Raw genomic sequence first — 1211 nt, forward strand, 5'->3', positions numbered from 1 at the left:
CCGCTGTTCCTCGCGGCGGGGGCGTCGTGAGGGGGCGCCGGGTGGACGACGTTGCCTCGCGCCTGGGGCGCGCCATGGGCGGTGACGCGTGAGCTTCGGCTTCCCGTGGGGGCTGCTGGCGCTGGGCGCGCTCGTGCCGCTGGTGGCGGCGTACTTCCTGCGGCGCCGGCAGAAGCCGGTGGTGGTGAGCGCGCTCTTCCTGTGGCGCCGGCCCAGTCCCCGCGCCGAGGCGGGGCCTCGCTGGGAGCGCTTCACGCGGGAGGCCTCGCTGCTGCTGGAGGTGCTGGCGGTGGTGGCCGCCGCGCTCTTCCTGGCGGACGTGCGGTGGGGGGAGGCCGCGCGGGCCCGGCACCTGGTGCTGGTGGTGGACGGGAGCCTGTCTATGTCCGCGCGCGGGCCGGACGGCGTGACGGTGCTGGAGCAGGTGCGGCGCGCGGCGGCGGCGCGCGTGGAGTCGGAGGAGGCCACGCAGGTGACGCTGCTGGCCAGCGGCGGCACGCCGCGCATGCTCGCGGGACCGGAGGCGGAGCCCTCCCGGGCGCTGGCCGCGCTGGAGTCCTTCCAGGCGCAGGGCGCGGACCATGACCCGATGCCCACGCTCATCTGGGCGCAGGAGCTGGCGGGGGCGGGGCGGCGCGTGGCCTTCTTCACGGACGTCCCACCGGAGCGCGCGGCCCTGGTGCCCGCGGCCGTGCGGTGGACGGCGCTGGGGACCGCGCGAGGCAACGTGGCGCTGGTCTCCGCGCGGCGGCGCGATGACGGGCCCACGGCCACGGTGACGCTCCGGGTGGCGCGTTTCGGGGAGGGGCCGGAGGAGGTGGACGTCCGGGTTCGCGCGTTGCCAGGGGCCGGTGCGAAGGCCGGCGCGGAGCGGGTGGAGCGCGTGCGCCTTCCGGAGGAGGGCACCGCGACGGTCCGGCTGACGTTCCAGGGAGCGGGCGAGGTGGAGGTGACGCTTCCGGACGACGCGTTGCCGGAGGACGGCCAGGTGCGGCTGCCGCCCGCGCCCACGCGGCCCATCGCGGTGGCGTTGGCGCAGGGCCTGGGGGCTCCCGAGCAGACCGCGCTGGAGCGGTTCCTCGCGGTGTCACCGGAGGTGGCGCGCGGAGCGGAGGACGCCGAGGCGGACGGGGTGTTGGTGCTGGGACCGCCGGGGACGGATGCGCGGGTGACGGTGGGGGCGGGCGGCGCGCCGCGCACGTTCGTGGGGC

At 78.0% G+C, this 1211-nt stretch carries 1 protein-coding gene; it reads left to right on the forward strand.

Features of this window, described 5'->3' with window-relative positions; translation table 11 throughout:
• Positions 1-88: 88 nt before the first annotated feature.
• Positions 89-1211, forward strand: a 1123-nt coding sequence (locus tag G4D87_RS37960) for a vWA domain-containing protein (protein WP_163787615.1), incomplete at its 3' end; no start/stop codon positions are given.

This window comes from Myxococcus vastator (assembly GCF_010894475.1).
Lineage (GTDB): Bacteria > Myxococcota > Myxococcia > Myxococcales > Myxococcaceae > Myxococcus > Myxococcus vastator.